This window comes from Candidatus Poribacteria bacterium (assembly GCA_026706025.1).
In the GTDB taxonomy this organism is placed as follows: Bacteria; Poribacteria; WGA-4E; order WGA-4E; family WGA-3G; genus WGA-3G.
Window position 1 is genome coordinate 205,667 of record JAPOZO010000052.1, and the last position, 16,226, is coordinate 221,892.

Below are 16,226 nucleotides of genomic sequence, written 5' to 3' on the forward strand. Positions count from 1 at the left end.
TTGCATGAATTTTTGAGGTATGGTATAATTACGGCTAACTGGGAAGCCGATCACATCTAAAAGGAGAAAGCAGATGCCACGACAACTTAGGATGGTACGTCCCAATTTGGAAGATTTACCGGCGTTAGAACTTCCGACAGACTACGGTATGCGCACTTATCAGAAAGGCGATGAGGCACACTGGGCACGTATTATCAGTGATTCGTTTGGTGGCAGGGAGCGTACTGCACAGGACACGGAGAACGAGATTACGGGCAGAGATGTTTTTATCCCCGAAGGTTTCTACTTCGCAACCCATCGAGGGGTTCCTGTCGGAACTGCTTGTGCCTGGCGGCAATCTGTAGATGAAAAAGATGTCGGATACGTACACATGGTAGGCGTTGTCGGTGAACACACCGGACACAAACTCGGAAAATGGGTTTCACTTGCTGTTCTCTCCTACTTTCGGGACAACGGGTTCAAATGTTCTATGCTTGACACCGACGATTTTCGTATCCCTGCCATTAAAACCTATCTGAATTTAGGGTTCATACCCGTTTATGTTGAAAAAGGGCAACCAGAGCGATGGTCGGATATCTTTGAGAAATTGGGACTTCCGTCAATGTCAGCACAGATCCTAAACGCCAAAGAAACACTCCCTACAGAACTATGGACGAAGGTCTCACGGTAAAAATACAGTGGAAGATCAACTCAGAATGGTCCTGCACAGTTTAGAAAAACTACCGAGACTCCAGTGTCCTGATGGCTATTACATCCGAACCTATAAAAAAGGGGACGAAGCATATTGGGCACACATAATGGACAGGTCGTTTGTAGACCAAGGCAGAACTACCGAAGATACGTATGCTAATGTTATCAACCAACCTAACTTTGATCCGAACGGTCTCTGCTTTGTTATCCACAAGGACACACCTATCGGCACAGCATGCGCTTGGAATAGGCACCTCCGTGGTAAACCGATCGGTTACATTGATATGCTCGCTGTGCTGCCAGAACACACTGGACATAAGCTCGGAAAGTGGCTAACAGTGTTTCTCCTTCACTATTTTAAAGCGCAGCACGTGTCGTCCGTGATGTTGGACACCGACGATTTTCGCCTACCCGCAATCAAAAATTATCTCAATCTCGGTTTTGTTCCAGTTTATGTCCGTGAAAACCATGTACTGCGTTGGCGGAATGTCTTTGAAAAACTGGAGTTTCTCCAAGCATGAGATGGCTTCTCGCGGTAAAAAACTGTTTTAGTTCACCCGACAACTTTGTTATAGCCGCGATCCTCATCAGCGGTTTCGGTTTGCGGATCGTCGGTCTAAACGTTGGATTACCCGATACACCCGATCCACGTGAGGTGATTATTGCACAAGATGTGCTGAACCTCATTCACTTCACAGCACCACCACAAACCTACAACTGGCCCGGAACGGCGTGGTTTTATATCGTTGCTGCGGTAGGCAAATTGCTCTCAATCGGCGGTTGGCATCTAACGGAAGCCCGCGTCATCCTATTGGCGCGCTGTATCAATACCCTCTTATCCGCTGCCACACTCTGGTTCACCTATTCTATTGGAAAACACGCGGAGAACAGACGCGTGGGACAAATTGCCGCAGGGCTGCTTGCAGTCTCTATGTTGCATGCCACTAACGAATTGCGTTTCGCACTTGTTGACATTCCCGCAACCTTCTGCGTGACGCTTTTTCTCTGGCGTGTCGTGCGTGCGCGCGTTTCTTCAGCGATATTCACATTCCCGACGGCAGTGTGGCTCGGTATCATTGCTGGAGTCGGTTGCGCAGTCAAATTTACGACCATTTTCGCCTGTCTTTCCCTGTTTATTTTTATCCGGAGTGAGCATTTTTACAGAAGACTCGCAACAGTCATTGGTATTTCAATCTTAACCTTTACGTTCCTCTGTCCTTATTGGCTCATCGATCTGATTTCGCCAACGTGGAATCTCTTCTTTGAGGATTTCTGGTATGAAACTACGCACTACCACCGAGGGCACTTCGGTCTCATTTCCACAGCAGAAGCGGGGTTGTTACAACGGTTTGTCTATCTATGGGTACTTTTGAAATGGGGGATGGGGTTGCCACTCGCACTCCTCGTCGCTTTTGGGACACTGCGTGCAATTATTTCGCTTAAGGGCAAAACTGGCGGTGCTCCTATATTGGAAACACTTCTACTTGCTTTTGTTATTCCGTATCTACTATTTATTGGGATACACAAGGTCAAGTTCATTCGTCATCTACTGATACTTTATCCTGCACTCATGGTCCTTGCTGCTATCGCAGTCGCACGCGTCCCGAGTGTTGTAGAGCGTCTTTCCAAGTTCGCATACAGCGGTTCGCCGCATCTTGTAGAAGAAAGACCCAGGAGGCACAATATATTTGGAAAATGGGGATATGGTGTCGTGGTTGGTATCGTTGTGGCTTATTCGTTCGTTTATACTGCCGCTTTTGCCGCTGTGATGCTTGCACAACCGACCCGAATTGCAGCATCCGAATGGATATCCGCGCATATTCCACCGGAGGAAGTTATTGTGAGTGCACCAGTAACCATATTCAACTGGCTTTTACCCGATTTAGATTTAGAGGTGGTAGATCAAGAAGCAGAATGGGTACTTATCGTCATGCCGGACCTTGAGGTGTTCCAAAAATATCAACTGCATCCTCAAGGCTATCAAGATGAAGATTGGTACCCGATTGGCGAGATTGAATTGGAAGAGACAGTGGCGTTCTATACGCGAATCTTGGCGGAAGACAGCCCGTATGAATTGCGCAAAACCTTCCGGTGTACACCAGAATTCCTTGGCATCCGAATATCCGATACCGGTGCCCCGTTCCCGATGCGTGCCCTCGCGCATCCTGAAATCTTGCTTTATCGCCGTCGCCACTAAAGTGTAAGATTTCCAGTCCGAAAACTTTGATGTAATCTGTGCGACATTTACATCAACGGTGGTTTGAAATATTTCTTCTGAATAGGTACGATTGTTGATAGAATCTGATGAAGCACATCCGCTGCGACGTTATCAGCATCAATAATCCGAATGAGTTCTTGCGGATAGTGGTCAATCAGTGGTTCAGTTTCCCATTTGTATAGATCCCAGCGGTATCGAACGACGACTTCCTCGGAATCGTCAATCCGGTTTTCCTTCAGTGAGCGCCCGCGAATCCGCTTAAACATCACCTCTCGGTCTTCGCAGACCATAAAGATGACTTTAAAGATCGTGGTATACGGTTTTATTAATGCAGCTTGTGTGATGTTCCGTGGAATGCCGTCGAGGATGAGCAGATCGCGTTCTGGCGTGTAAAGTCCATCACGCACCTTCGTCTCCATGTAGTCCTGCCAAATTTTGATTGTAATGTCGTCTGGGACTAACTTACCGATGCCAGCGCATTGCTGGAAAATCTGCCCACATTTGGAATTGGTATCAAGTTCTCGGAACATATCCCCGCTGGAAACATGGAAGATACCCGGAATTTGTGCCAGCATCTTGCCTTGTGTTCCCTTACCAACACCGGGGGGACCGACAAGCATCACTGCTTGATAGCGAAGTCCATCCGCCTCGTGTAGAGGGCTCTTATCCGTTGTCATGTCTGTTTTTGTCCTCTGCCGCCTTATGACTCTCCGTTGAGTTGACGCGCTGTGCATACGTCGCAACGGCGCGTCTACAATAGATACTACACACCGATCAGGTGTTCAAGAATATAGAAATCCAAGCCTTCATAGTCTCGCGCTGCGATAAACTCCTGTTCAACTTTTTTATCATACGTCCGTACTTTCTCAAGTAGGTTAAGGAAGGTTCTTCGGCTGCTCAATAGATGTTTGGTTGAGATGTCGCGCGGTTGTGTTCGCATGACTTTCACATCCAATCCAATGAATTCACCGTTTCTGCCGTATCCGTTCTCTTCAAGGACCCGGACTTGATTAAATGCCCGTCGCAAATTGACAGACCCGAACGCCTTATCCTGGTCGAATTTAAGTCCGTTCTGGTCGTTAAGGTGTACGCTCCAAAGTTTCTTATGATGCAGCGCGTATCCCATTTCGTCAGATGGTTCTAACCCTGCCAGAATAGCATGTGCGCTTTCAATTAATCCACCAACCCGTTCCGGCACATCGCTCGCATACGCCAACCCGATGGCGTGTCCAATCGTCGGAATATAGGCAATGTCCATCGGTTCATTCGGTTTCGGTTCAATCAGAATGCGGATTTCCGCGTCGTATTCAAGTAACGCGTTGATGGCATCCAGAATCTGGCCAACCGCGTCCGCAGACGATTTTGTTTCTCGGATATAGGTGCCTTCGCGGGCAAGCCACAACACAAGGTTTTTACACCCAATTTCATTGGCAATATCCACACACCGTTTTGAACGTTCCAGCGCGTACTTTCGCTCTTTGGCAGAATTCGACGTGTAAGCCCCGTCAATTGTCTGGGGCGATTCCCACAGACGCGGGGCAACCACTTCCGGTGTTAAACCGTGATCGTCCAATTGTTTTTTAACGGTTTTTGTCTGTGCTATTAATTGGGCATGGGTCTTTTCATCAATATCAGGTACAATGTCATCATCATGAAATTGAATGCCAACGAAACCGAGATCGCGATAGAAACTAACCTTCTCATCAAAACTAAACGATTCCCGAACAGGGGGACCAAAAGGGTCTGTTCCCTCGTGTATGTTCCATGGACCGAAAGAGAAACAGTATTCTGTCACTCCTTCAAATGATTCGCGCATCTACTTTCTCCTATACGCAGCATTCGCTCTACCTTTTCATTTTATGGTAATCACTTTGAATAATAAAACGCTCCTATAAGGGTAAAGGGTACGAAAAAACTGCTTGACTTTTCTAATAAGTATAAAGTATTATTTAAAATATGTCAAGCAATTCCGTAGATATAGTCTTCAATCCGATGTTGCAATGCCACGCATTCCGAATTAAAACGAATTTTCCTGAAAATATTACCCATGTATCGTACAATCCTATCGCCTTTATATCTATTTTTTTGTTTTATGTGCGTCCTGAACTTATTTGTCTTACCCGCAGGCGCGGGGGATCCCGAAAAGGCATCCGATGAATCTATTCCGACGCAAGAACAAACTTCAATATTAGCGGCAACGTCTGTAGAAAACTTCAGTTTTGAAGATATTTACCAAATAGAACTCAATTTAGACATACCAGCGGACATTGAAATGATTGCCGCGGAGGGCGAAGGCATCAGCGTCACCCTTGAAAAACAGACACAAGCCACAAAAACAGCACATGATGTGCTAATTCGGAACTATTTGGAGAACATCTCCTTAATAGGAACACAGAACAGCGGTATACTGCAGTTGCAGATAAAGTTGCCAGAAATGGATACGACTGACGAAAAACCTAACCCGTTTCCCAGTATCAGGGATCTGCACACCACGCTCCAAGGACAACTCCAGTTGAAATGTACGATTAAAACGCCTGCAGATGTTTCTGTTAAAGTCCAAGCAAAGACAGGAGATATACACCTCAAACATATCCGAGGCAAGATAAAAATTGCGGCAGAAACAGGGAACGTCCAGTTAGATGAGACCTTGGGTACCTACAATGTCACGCTAAAAAAGGGACGCATTGATGGGAAAATTTTGCTAACGCAAGGGCAGAATAAACTGGAGACACAAGACGGCTCAATCGTTTTGACTATACTTGACCCTGTTGCGGCACCGATGGATGTGACTGCCCAAGGGGGCAATATCCGATTAGATTTACCTAAAAATTATGCTGTTGATGTTGAACTTGAGAGCGAAAAGCAGCAGATTGTTATCAACCTTCCTGCCCAAATTGATGATGAGACATCGCTAACGCTTATCAACGGTGGGGGGCCCCTATTTCGTTTAAAAGCGACCCATGCAATTTCGCTGCTATCAAGTTCACCGAATGACGAAGATACACCCGTGGATACTGTGTCGGATCCGTTTGAAGACTCTACCCAACCTGTACCGGAGATAGCACAACCCCCCGTCGTTGATGGCAATTTATTTGAGACAGTGTGGCAGAAGGCAGCGGCACTTTCACCGTTTCAGAACGCAGATGGTGCTGGTGAACCACAGAATCCTACTGAAACGCTTCTGATGTGGGACGCTGAGAATCTATATATCGGCGTAAAAGCCTACGTCGCTGAATCGCAGCTTCCGCATATCTCACAGACACAGCTTGATTCGCCTATTTGGGAAGACGAGTGTATTGAAATCTTGATTGATTCCAACCTTCAAACCGACATTTACTACCACTTTGTTATCAACCCGATTGGCGCGTTCTTTGATCAGAAAGTTAACGTCCCAGGTGCCCCTAATTTCCAATTTGCCCCCCACGATGTCCAACTTACTTTGGATCGGAAGACTTTGCAGACAGCGTTTGATGCCGATAGCAAATGGAATTCAGATGCAAAAGTCGCCACCCAAATTAACACCACCTTTTGGAGCATTGAAGTTGCGCTCCCGCGTGAAATATTGGAAAAACCTTCTAAATCAGACTTGAAAAACAAACCTGCCTTTGAAAACAGATGGTTTTTTAACATCCACCGTAAAGCATACAGCAACGCCGGAAATATGGAAGACCTTGTACCTACCACACAGAGAGAATATAGCTATTGGCTACCAACTTATGATAGCGAACATCCCTGGTGGTCCCACGCACCGCATCAGTATATGGGCATACTTTCTGAACGCTCTGCACCAGCGATGGGTGTATTGGACTTTGTAAAGGCACCACTGACTTCCTTAGAAACCTTCGCATCCGAGGAGAAATTTCGGATTACAGCAATCGAAATTGAAGGTAATACTTCAATTCCAACTGCGATTATCCAGCATCATCTTCCTATTCAGCCTGAGGATATTATCACAGGTTCGCAGCTTTCATGGCTAATAGCGGAATTGCGAGATCATGACTGGTTTCAGGACGCACGTTTGGAGACAAGACAAGCGCATCTCACACCTGGAGAACCCGGGGTTTTTCCAGCTGTCAGTGTGCATATCCAAGTTACAGAAGCCCCTGTAGGACTTGCCCGATTGGTTAGGATTGACGGAAATAGAAGTTTTCCGACCCATTTCATCCAGGAATGGTTTCAGTTGAAACCCGGCTACGTTGCTGTCGAAGCCGCGAGACGCAAACAGCAGCTAATCGCCGATTTCTATTCAAACCGTGGATATGAATTCGCAACCGTTACACATCAATTAGCTAACGATGCCCTTGAATTCACTATTAACGAAGGCACGTTACACGAAATTCGTTTCACCGGAAACGCTCGTATCTCGCGGGCAGAACTGCTGTCGGCTCTTAACCTAAAGACTGAAGACATTGGTGAAAAACAAAGTTCACAAACACCCGATATTTACCGCCATACCCTTGCCCAGTCAAAGATTAACCGCATGGTCAAGGAACTCCGCGAAAACAGTGAGCACTTTAAATCTGTCCGAGATTGGCGTGTCCAACGCGAGGGTGGCAAAAATATCATGATTATTGAGATTGAAGAACAACCCTTCGCTCAACCCGGAGGCTTTCCAATTCTTCAATTCAATCGTGTTCACGGGCTGATGCTCGGAGCAGGTGGAACACTCGCAACTCGCCTGACAGGCAAAGAGCAGGTCTTCGGGTCAGTCAGTTATGGATTTTCAAGCAAAATATGGAACTATCACGCCGGTATCGAAAAAGGGTTCTTCAAGAGACAACCCCTTAAATTTGGCGCGAGTTTCTATAAACTCACTGATGTCAGTTCTAATACCTACTTAAATCAGGGTGATGCTACCTTGGGCGCCGCCTATTACGGTCTCGCCTTTCAAGATTATTATGAACGTTGGGGAACCCAAGGATGGATAATCTACGCGCCCACTGAATGGAGTTTTCTTAGGCTGGAATTCACAGGAGAAAAACACGATAACCTCTCCAAATCAACGGATTGGAGCTACTTAAACCGGAACCAAATCAAGCGTGGTAATTCTCGGATTGATCGTGGACAATTGAGAAACCTCTCTCTCGTTTTTGCATTTGATACCCGGGACCATAGATCAGCAGTCACACGAGATTTCCACACGCTGTTTTTTGCCAATGAACGAACTCGGCGCGGGTGGCGTGCACAGTTCGCGGTCGAAATGACAGGGCAACGTTTCGGCGGTGATTACAACTTCAATTTCTACCGATTTGAAATAGCACGCTATACACCGCTGATCGGTCCACATAACCTGAACGTTCGGATTGCGGGTGATTTTTCCGATGACCCCTTGCCCAGGCAACGCCTTCTTCACCTTGGAGGCGGTTCCACCCTGCGTGGTTATCATTTCAACAGGTACGCTGGAGATAATCGCCTTCTGCTGAATCTTGAGTATAGATTCATCAAAGAGACAATCCGTAGAGATCCTGATGTCACACTTGGATGGACACTCAGCTGCTTCTTGGACGCAGGCAGCATTTGGTGGCACAATGACGCACCTTTTTCCAATTTTGAGACTTTCACAGAACGGATTAAAACCGCAATTGGTGTTGGATGTTCCGTTTTCATAGACCCGTTTGGCACCATGGCACCGTGGAGCGTCGCTATTGAAGTTGCAGAACCACTCGATTCGTCTTTTTCGTTAAGAAATCCGGGAGTTATTTTACGCTTGGACCGTATCTTTTAGGAGAATAGTTGTCGGTTACCGGTTATCAGTAAAGAAGTTGCCAGTGTCCAGTTACCAGTTGCCAGAAAGGACACATCTGGTAACTGGCAACTGGTAACTGGTAACCACTGAAAACCGTACTCTCACTGCGAGGCAAACTGATATCTATGAAAACAACATCACTTTATTACATTCATGAGCAGCTCGGCGCGACTTTTGCAGAAAAGCATCAAGGTTGGAATATTGCTGTCCAGTTCACCGATGCTGTTTCCGAACATCACGCCGTACGAAATAGTGTCGGTATTGTTGATCTATCTTACCGAAACAGGCATCAATTAACTGGTGATGATCGCGCTAAATTTCTACACCGCATCATCTCCAATGATATTGAAGGGCTTTCAGCAGGACAAGGCACATACGCCACGCTCTTAACCCACCGCGGCAAAATCATCGCCGATTTAAATATCTATGTCCTTGAAGACGCAATCATTATTGACACCGCCCCTGAGACCGCAGAAAATCTCTTCGGTGAATTAGACAAGTACATCATCGCTGATGATGTTGAACTCTCTGATTTAACCGCTGAAACTGGCGCGATTGCTGTCCACGGTCCTAAATCGTCCGAACTTGTGCAATCTGTCCTGGGCGTGAGCGATGTCGCTGCTTTGCCAGAACGCCACAACTGTGTTCGTGAAGTAGATGAACGTTTTAAACACCCGATCATCAGTGTAAGGACAGATACTACTGGCGAAGTCGGCTACATGCTTCATACCACTGCCGAGGCGTTGGCATCACTTTGGGAAGCGTTGATGACTGAAGGATCACAATTTAACGTGCAACCTATCGGCTGGAATGCGCTTGAGTCACTGCGAATTGAGGCGGGTATCCCCAGATATGGAACAGAATTAACCGATGCTGTTATCCCTCTCGAAGCGGAATTAGAACACGCCATCGACTTTGAGAAGGGATGTTATATCGGACAAGAGATTGTCGCACGGATGAAATATCGGGGACATCCGAATCGCCTGCTACGTGGTATTGAAATCGACGACAACCCAATAGCCGAAGATGGCTGCGAACTTCGCCCAGGGGCGCGGGTCTTCAACAGCGAAAAAGAGGTCGGTTGGATTACGAGTACGACTTTCGCGCCAACACTCGGAAAACAAATCGCCTTGGGGTACGTTCGGATCGCGGTTACGGAAGCAGGCAGTCGTGTTCAGATTGAGACATCAAATGGGCAAGTTGATGCTACAGTCGTACAACTGCCCTTCTCGGCATAACACGCAAGCCGAAAAAATTATTGTGTAACGTATCACAATAAAGTTCTATCAGCGCGCTGTATAATGTCAATTTTCAGGTTTTGCTCTATAAGCGCGCAGGCAAAACTGTGGAGGAGGAATTTTATAATGGAACATTCCACTTTTCCTTTACCATTAAACCAAAAGTTGTGGATAAATGCCACTCACAACTCAACCATAAGGGATATTCATCATGATACATAAATATTTTAGAATCCAAACGTTGTTGTTGCTGCTCTTACCCATATTTTTAGGTGGCTGTGGTCTTGCCAAGCTATCCAGGATTCAAAAAGAGGGCAATTTAGTTGTCGTAGAATCCACTCTCGCCAAAAATCTCGGAACCCTTGAGCGTTTGGCTAAGACTGGGAATACCGGACTCATTGTCAAGACCGCACGCGCACATTCATCTTACAGCGGTTTTTTGGAAGATAAGATGGAAGAAGCAGAAATCGCTGGAGATTCCGAAACAGCAGCTGAAATGCGTTCACAAGCAATTGCACACTATGTCCGGGCTGAAGAATACGCCTTTAAGGCACTCTCGAAATCCGATAAAACCTTTGAGCAACCCAGAACTGTTGAAATCCCCGTATTTGAAAAGGCACTCCAGAAACTGAAGGAAAAACAGGTTGAACCCCTCTTTTGGGCTGCTTACGCTATGGGACGTGGGATCAGCCTACAGAAAGATGACCCGATGCAAGTTATTGACCTTGTTCGCGTCGAGTTAATGATGCGTCGTGTGCTTGAATTGGACGAAACCTTCTACTTCGGGAGTGCCCACCTTTTCTATGCTGTCTATTACGGTGACCGATCACCATCAATCGGCGGTGATCCAGAGAAAGCGAAGGAACACATTGAGCATGTCGATAAACTTAATGACGGCAAGTTCCTGATGAGCAAATTCTATCTCGCACGATACTATGCCTATCCTAAACAGGACGTGAAACTCTACAAGCAAGCGTTACAAGAGGTCATTGATGCCCCGCAAGATATTTATCCGGGGGAAGAGGCTGCCACATCGCTCGCAAAATCGCGCGCCAAACGCTGGCTTGATCAAGCTGATATGCTTTTCGATCCAGACATAGAGGAAGGAGACTCTGAATGATGATAAAAATGAAGTCCACTTATAAAGCAAACACTGCTAAATTCGCATGCGTGTTTCTATTGATTTTAGGAATGTTATGTTTACCAATAACGCATCTTGCAGCGGAATCCGTTAAGTTCGCGACGCTCGCACCGAAAGGTTCAACATGGATGAATAATTTTGAGGCGATGGGAAAAGAAATTCGCTCCAAAACAGGTGGTGAACTCCAACTCCGTATCTATCCAAACGGTGTCCAAGGAGACGAACTTGATGTTATCCGTAAGATGCGAGCCGGGCTGCTTCACGCAGGTGCTATGACTGCCACTGGACTCGGTGAGATACAAGAAGAGGTCTTAATCTTTCAACTGCCTCGGCTGTTCAAAACCTACGAGGAGCTTGATTACGTTCGGGACTACCTCCGAGAAGATCTTGACAAGGCTTTTATGGATGCCGGGTATATCCTGCTCGGTATGGGGGACATCGGATACTATTATCTATTCAGCAATCAACCCATCCGCACTATCGCCGATCTTCAGTCCCCAAGCGTCAAGATGTGGGCGCGTCCGACGGACAAAATTGCCCTCACATTCTACAAAAACGCCGAGATCGCAACTGTACCGAGAGAAGTAACACAGGTCTTATCTTCGCTCTACTCGGGGCAGCTCAACACCTTAGCGGCGTCTCCTTATGTCACTGTCGCACTCCAATGGTATGATAAGTTCAAATACATGACGGACCTTCCTGTCAATGTTGGGGTTGGGGCAACAGTTATAACGAAGGAGAAATTTGATCAGCTGACCGCGGAACAGCAGCAGGTTTTACGTGAAACCGCCGACGCGTATCAGAGTGATCTCATTCAGAATATTCGCAAAGACAATGACAGGGCACTTGAGGCACTCCAAAAGAAGGCGGGCATTCAGGTGGTTGAATTTGAGGGAGACTCGCGAGAAGCGTGGGACACCATCGCAGCGGAAACCCACAACGCCCTCGTTGGTGAGATTTACTCCCAGGAATTCCTTGATAAGATTAACGCCCTCTTGGAAGCGTACCGAAAAAGCAAATAGATAGCACTGACGCAATGCGTTAGCAACCTTTCTCAGATGGCGCGCTCCCAAAGCGCGCCTACCAAATTTGTCTAAGTCCTGTGATAATTCGATAACTGACAACGGAATGCCTCTGGTTGGACGTGAAATTCATTTGTCTTTTTTCCGAGTGTGTGGTATTATATCCCTTTGAAGATTGAGGAGGGATTCAAAATTCGTGGCATCTATTAATGACATCGCAAATGAATTTATCCGAGAAGAAATTGAAGAATTCTTGGAAGAACCAGATGAAATAGCCCTTGCCATTGACACGTTCGCGCAAGCGACCCCTGCTATGCAAAACATCGCTGCTGCACTGATTGACGGCGACCATCACACTGTCGATGAATTGACCGAAGCAGCTCTGGAAGATGGCACAGAAGCGTTAGAAATTATGGATGATGGACTCATCGCTGGGATGGGCATCGTCGGCATCAAATTCAGAGAGAACTTCATCTTTGTGCCAGAAGTCCTTGCATGCGCGCGCGCAATGAAAGCAGGGATGGCATATATTGAACCGATCCTCTCCGAATCAGGCATTGAACCGATCGGCACAGTGATTATGGGAACCGTCAAAGGCGACCTGCACGACATCGGCAAGAATCTTTGCATTATGATGTTACGCGGCGCAGGTTTCGTGGTACATGATTTGGGTGTCGATACTTCTGAAGATGAATTCATTGAAGCCGTTGAGGAATATGAGGCACCAATTTTGGGGATGTCAGCACTCCTGACGACAACAATGCCGAACATGGGAAAAACAATTGATGCCTTCATTGACGAGGACCTGCGGGAAGAGGTAAAAATTATGGTAGGTGGCGCGCCAGTCACGCAGACATTCGCAGACGACATGGGGGCTGATGGATACGGGAAAGATGCCCTCGCCTGTGTCGCCTTAGCCAAACAGTTTCTTCTTGAAGAACCTGAGGAGTGGTAAGGGGAACGGTTATCGGTTTTAAGGGTTGTCGAATTAAAAAGGTTTTGGTTAAACCGTACCTTTCTTTAACTGAAGACCGAAAACTGATAACTGATAACCAATAAACATGAAAAAAATAGATAAAGCGGAGTATGAGAAACGCCTCAATAAAATTACACAGATCTTTGAAGGGTTGGTTGTTCACGCCGATGAACAGGCAACTTATCGGTGCCCGTACAAAAACCGATTTGACCACTGCACGGCGAAGTTCGGCTGCCGAAACCAGCGGAAAATTGATGAAGGGACAGGTCTTCTCTGTGTCGGAGATGATAAATTAGATTATCGCAGTGCTTGGGAAACTGACGCCCCTGATGGGACATCGGAATCACAAGGCACGATCACATGCGACGGAAAGGTTTATCAACTCACTCCCGGAAAAACCGTTTTTGACTATGCTGATGATTTAACCGTCCAAGTACCGACCTCTTGCTTCCGAACCGGGCAGTGCCACGAATGCATCGTTGAGATTAAACGCGGAATGGACAGTCTCCAACCCCCTAATGAAGCCGAAGCCTTCCTTCGAGACAACTACCGCCTCGCCTGCCAAGCGGTCGTTCTTGATGTTGATGAAGACATTGAGTTTACGCCGCTCCGGCGCACACCGAAGATCCTAACACATACGGTTACAAATGACGATGCAGCACTGGAACTCAGCCCGCGAGTTACGCATCAAGACGGAACTGTTTACTATAACAAGGAACCTGTTGATCGTTACCGAGGACATCTCTACGGGTTAGCCATAGACATCGGGACAACAACGGTAGTAGCGAATTTGGTGGATTTAGAGAACGGAGAGACGGTTTCTGTCAGTTCCTTTGAAAACCCACAGCGTTTCGGGGGCAGCGATATCATGAACCGCATCAGTTATGACGGCGAATTTCAGGGTGAACTGCGCCGCTCGCTTATCGCCGCACTAAACAGTGAGATCATGGAGATGTGTGAGCGACACAACTTCGTCCGACAGGAAATTTATGAAATCGTCGTTGTCGGGAACACAACAATGCGCGATATTTTCTTCAAGCAGGATGTCCAGAGCATCGGACAAAAACCGTATAAATCCCTGATTGAGCATGAATATCGGGACGGCATCCGTTCAACCACTTCGCTTACGGAAAAGACGCGCCGCTTAGGCATTCGTGCGAATCCGAAAGCGATGGTGTACAGCCTACCGTTGATTGCCAGCCATGTCGGTGCAGATGTCGCCGCGGATTTAATCGCAGTTGACATCGCCTCACAGGATGAAGTCATCATGTTGGTTGATGTCGGGACTAATACAGAGGTGGTCGTCGGAAATGCAAATCGGATGGTAGCTGCATCGTGTCCTGCTGGCCCCGCATTTGAAGGCGGCGGTATTGAATACGGGATGCCTGCTTACCCAGGGGCGATTGAGTCTGTGAGATGGAATGGCAGCGAATTCAGTTATAAGACGATTGATGCAGAGACACCGCAAGGCTTATGCGGTTCTGGACTGATTTCACTCCTTGCGGAGTTGCGACGGAACGACCAGATGAGTCCGAAAGGCGTTTTTGCAGAAAGGAAGCAACGTATTATACCGCTTTTGCCGGAACACGGTATTACCTTCTCACGCGAGGATGCAAGTAATCTTGCGCAAGCAAAGGCAGCCAATTACTGCGGACAGTATATTGTCCTGCGACATTTCGGTTGCGCGCCTGAAAACATCACAAAACTCTTTTTGGCAGGCGGTTTTGCCAATTATGTTAACTTACAGGATGCAATTGAAATCGGATTCCTCGCACCTGTTCCAGAAGAAAATGTAGTCAAAATCGGCAACGCAGCAGTAGCAGGCGCGACGGCTGTCCTCCTCTCCGAAAAAAAACGCGTAAGTGTTGAAGCATTTGTCAGCAATATTGAACACATTGAATTGGAAACCACACCCGATTTCTTTGATATATTCGTGGAAGGTTGTCAATTTAAACCGATGGTATAGTGGTTATCGGTTCGGATTTTCTACGAAAATCCTTTCAGTGGTCAGTTGTCAGTTACTGTCTTGTGGCAGTAACAAGGTTTGTACCCGATACAACAGGTTTCCGAACTGATAACTGACGACTCTAAATCTGACAACTGAAAGCGAAGCGAACTGACAACTGGCAACCATTGAGACGAAGGAAAAAAATGCGCGAAAACCCAATAGTTAAAAATTTTCAAGAACGCTTAAAAGTTGATGAACCGATTTTATACGATGGCGGGTTCGGTTCGCAGATGTTTGCTCGCGGTATAGAACTCGCGAACAGCGCACTCGCCAATGAATTGCATCCTGCTACGGTTGTTGACATCCATTCAGATTACATCAACGCAGGTGCTGAGGCGATTGGAACAAATACGTTTGTCGCATCACCACTTCACTTAGAAATGGCGGGGCAAGACACAGCGGGTGCGCAACGTCTGACACGCCTTGCTGTCCAACACGCAAAAATGGCTGTAGAGCAGAGCGGAAAAAATGTATATATCGCAGGTTCCGTCGGCCCCTCTCCCGGTGCGATTGAAGCCGATAGCGGGGATACAACTTTCGGGATTCCAAATGATGACGCGAGAGAGGCACATAAATTGGTGATCCATACACTCGTAGAAGAGGGTGTGGATTTTCTCTGTCTTGAGACGATGTTTTCCGCAAAAGAGGCAGCAATGGCTGTAGATGTCGCACGTGAGACAGGAATCCCTGTTGCGGTGAATTTGACGTACAAATGGACGAAGGAACGGCGGACAGGTAATGTTATTTATCGGACAGATTGGGGAAATTCCCCTGCGGATCTGCTTGAGATTCTCATAAACAACGGACTTTCAGACGGCGGTTCACTGTTAGATGCTGTGAGTATCATTGGTGTAAACTGTGGTGCTGAATCCAGACGCGATGAACATACAGGGATGCCTTATGCGATTGCGGGTATCCAGCAAATCAATACGGCACTCGCTGAAACGGGAGTCAACGGGAAATGGATGATGGCATATCCAAATGCCGGCATGCCGAAGCTCGACGAAAATCATAACACTGTCTATACACAAACACCAGCGGAGATGGCAAGCCACGTTCCCGCACTCATTGAAGCCGGAGCGTACCTGATAGGTGGCTGTTGTGGCACAACACCGAAGCATATTAAAGCCTTCCGTGAAGCAATTGTGGCACATCAGTCCTAAATTAAAAAGCGCGCAGCTTGGAAT

12 protein-coding genes are annotated in these 16,226 nt (G+C 47.0%); 10 read left to right on the forward strand and 2 right to left on the reverse strand.

Annotated features, from left to right (window positions below; genetic code table 11):
- The first annotated feature begins 73 nt into the window (after nucleotides 1-73).
- Genes OXH00_11810 through OXH00_11820 form a run of 3 tightly spaced genes read left to right on the forward strand, consistent with a single transcriptional unit; the run spans nucleotide 74 to nucleotide 2,887 of the window.
- Nucleotides 74-670: a GNAT family N-acetyltransferase gene (locus OXH00_11810; protein MCY3741696.1), complete on the forward strand. Its 597-nt coding sequence runs from the start codon at nucleotides 74-76 to the stop codon at nucleotides 668-670.
- Nucleotides 671-677: 7 nt separating this feature from the next.
- Complete coding sequence (locus tag OXH00_11815) at nucleotides 678-1,211, forward strand: GNAT family N-acetyltransferase (GenBank protein ID MCY3741697.1); 534 nt, start codon at nucleotides 678-680, stop codon at nucleotides 1,209-1,211.
- The gene (locus OXH00_11820; protein ID MCY3741698.1) at nucleotides 1,208-2,887 is read left to right on the forward strand and encodes a glycosyltransferase family 39 protein; all 1,680 of its coding nucleotides are present in this window, start codon (nucleotides 1,208-1,210) and stop codon (nucleotides 2,885-2,887) included. The genes OXH00_11815 and OXH00_11820 overlap by 4 nt, the downstream gene beginning before the upstream one ends.
- A gap of 47 nt (nucleotides 2,888-2,934) precedes the next feature.
- Here the strand turns inward: OXH00_11820 and OXH00_11825 are convergent, their stop codons facing one another.
- Complete coding sequence (locus OXH00_11825; GenBank protein ID MCY3741699.1) at nucleotides 2,935-3,585, reverse strand: nucleoside monophosphate kinase; 651 nt, start codon at nucleotides 3,583-3,585, stop codon at nucleotides 2,935-2,937.
- Between the two features lie 86 nt (nucleotides 3,586-3,671).
- On the reverse strand, nucleotides 3,672-4,724 hold the full coding sequence (locus OXH00_11830) for a TIM barrel protein (protein MCY3741700.1): 1,053 nt from the start codon (nucleotides 4,722-4,724) through the stop codon (nucleotides 3,672-3,674).
- A 231-nt stretch (nucleotides 4,725-4,955) separates the two neighbouring features.
- Here OXH00_11830 and OXH00_11835 point away from each other — a divergent pair, with 231 nt between their 5' ends.
- The 7 genes from OXH00_11835 (at nucleotide 4,956) to OXH00_11865 (ending at nucleotide 16,202) form a co-directional block, all read left to right on the forward strand.
- A complete protein-coding gene (locus OXH00_11835) occupies nucleotides 4,956-8,633 on the forward strand; it encodes a BamA/TamA family outer membrane protein (protein MCY3741701.1) in 3,678 nt (1,225 codons plus the stop codon).
- Between the two features lie 146 nt (nucleotides 8,634-8,779).
- Nucleotides 8,780-9,892, forward strand: coding sequence for an aminomethyltransferase family protein (locus OXH00_11840; protein MCY3741702.1), 1,113 nt, complete (start codon nucleotides 8,780-8,782; stop codon nucleotides 9,890-9,892).
- A 211-nt stretch (nucleotides 9,893-10,103) separates the two neighbouring features.
- Complete coding sequence (locus OXH00_11845; protein ID MCY3741703.1) at nucleotides 10,104-11,012, forward strand: TRAP transporter TatT component family protein; 909 nt, start codon at nucleotides 10,104-10,106, stop codon at nucleotides 11,010-11,012.
- Nucleotides 11,009-12,055 (forward strand): TRAP transporter substrate-binding protein DctP, encoded by a 1,047-nt coding sequence (gene dctP, locus OXH00_11850; protein ID MCY3741704.1) that lies wholly within the window; start codon nucleotides 11,009-11,011, stop codon nucleotides 12,053-12,055. The genes OXH00_11845 and dctP overlap by 4 nt, the downstream gene beginning before the upstream one ends.
- Nucleotides 12,056-12,251: 196 nt before the next feature.
- Nucleotides 12,252-13,010 carry a corrinoid protein gene (locus OXH00_11855; GenBank protein ID MCY3741705.1) on the forward strand — a complete coding sequence of 253 codons (759 nt, stop codon included), beginning with the start codon at nucleotides 12,252-12,254 and terminating at the stop codon, nucleotides 13,008-13,010.
- A 106-nt stretch (nucleotides 13,011-13,116) separates the two neighbouring features.
- On the forward strand, nucleotides 13,117-14,997 hold the full coding sequence (locus OXH00_11860) for an ASKHA domain-containing protein (GenBank protein ID MCY3741706.1): 1,881 nt from the start codon (nucleotides 13,117-13,119) through the stop codon (nucleotides 14,995-14,997).
- Nucleotides 14,998-15,182: 185 nt separating this feature from the next.
- Nucleotides 15,183-16,202, forward strand: a complete 1,020-nt coding sequence (locus OXH00_11865; GenBank protein MCY3741707.1) for a homocysteine S-methyltransferase family protein — start codon at nucleotides 15,183-15,185, stop codon at nucleotides 16,200-16,202.
- Nucleotides 16,203-16,226: the final 24 nt, after the last annotated feature.

Bases quoted from the DNA above. Each gene is read 5' to 3' on its own strand.
- OXH00_11810 (MCY3741696.1), top strand. From the start codon at position 74: ATGCCACGACAACTTAGGATGGTACGTCCCAATTTGGAAGATTTACCG.
- OXH00_11820 (MCY3741698.1), top strand. From the start codon at position 1,208: ATGAGATGGCTTCTCGCGGTAAAAAACTGTTTTAGTTCACCCGACAAC.
- OXH00_11825 (MCY3741699.1), bottom strand. From the start codon at position 3,585: ATGACAACGGATAAGAGCCCTCTACACGAGGCGGATGGACTTCGCTAT.
- OXH00_11830 (MCY3741700.1), bottom strand. From the start codon at position 4,724: ATGCGCGAATCATTTGAAGGAGTGACAGAATACTGTTTCTCTTTCGGT.
- OXH00_11835 (MCY3741701.1), top strand. From the start codon at position 4,956: ATGTATCGTACAATCCTATCGCCTTTATATCTATTTTTTTGTTTTATG.
- OXH00_11840 (MCY3741702.1), top strand. From the start codon at position 8,780: ATGAAAACAACATCACTTTATTACATTCATGAGCAGCTCGGCGCGACT.
- OXH00_11845 (MCY3741703.1), top strand. From the start codon at position 10,104: ATGATACATAAATATTTTAGAATCCAAACGTTGTTGTTGCTGCTCTTA.
- dctP (MCY3741704.1), top strand. From the start codon at position 11,009: ATGATGATAAAAATGAAGTCCACTTATAAAGCAAACACTGCTAAATTC.
- OXH00_11860 (MCY3741706.1), top strand. From the start codon at position 13,117: ATGAAAAAAATAGATAAAGCGGAGTATGAGAAACGCCTCAATAAAATT.
- OXH00_11865 (MCY3741707.1), top strand. From the start codon at position 15,183: ATGCGCGAAAACCCAATAGTTAAAAATTTTCAAGAACGCTTAAAAGTT.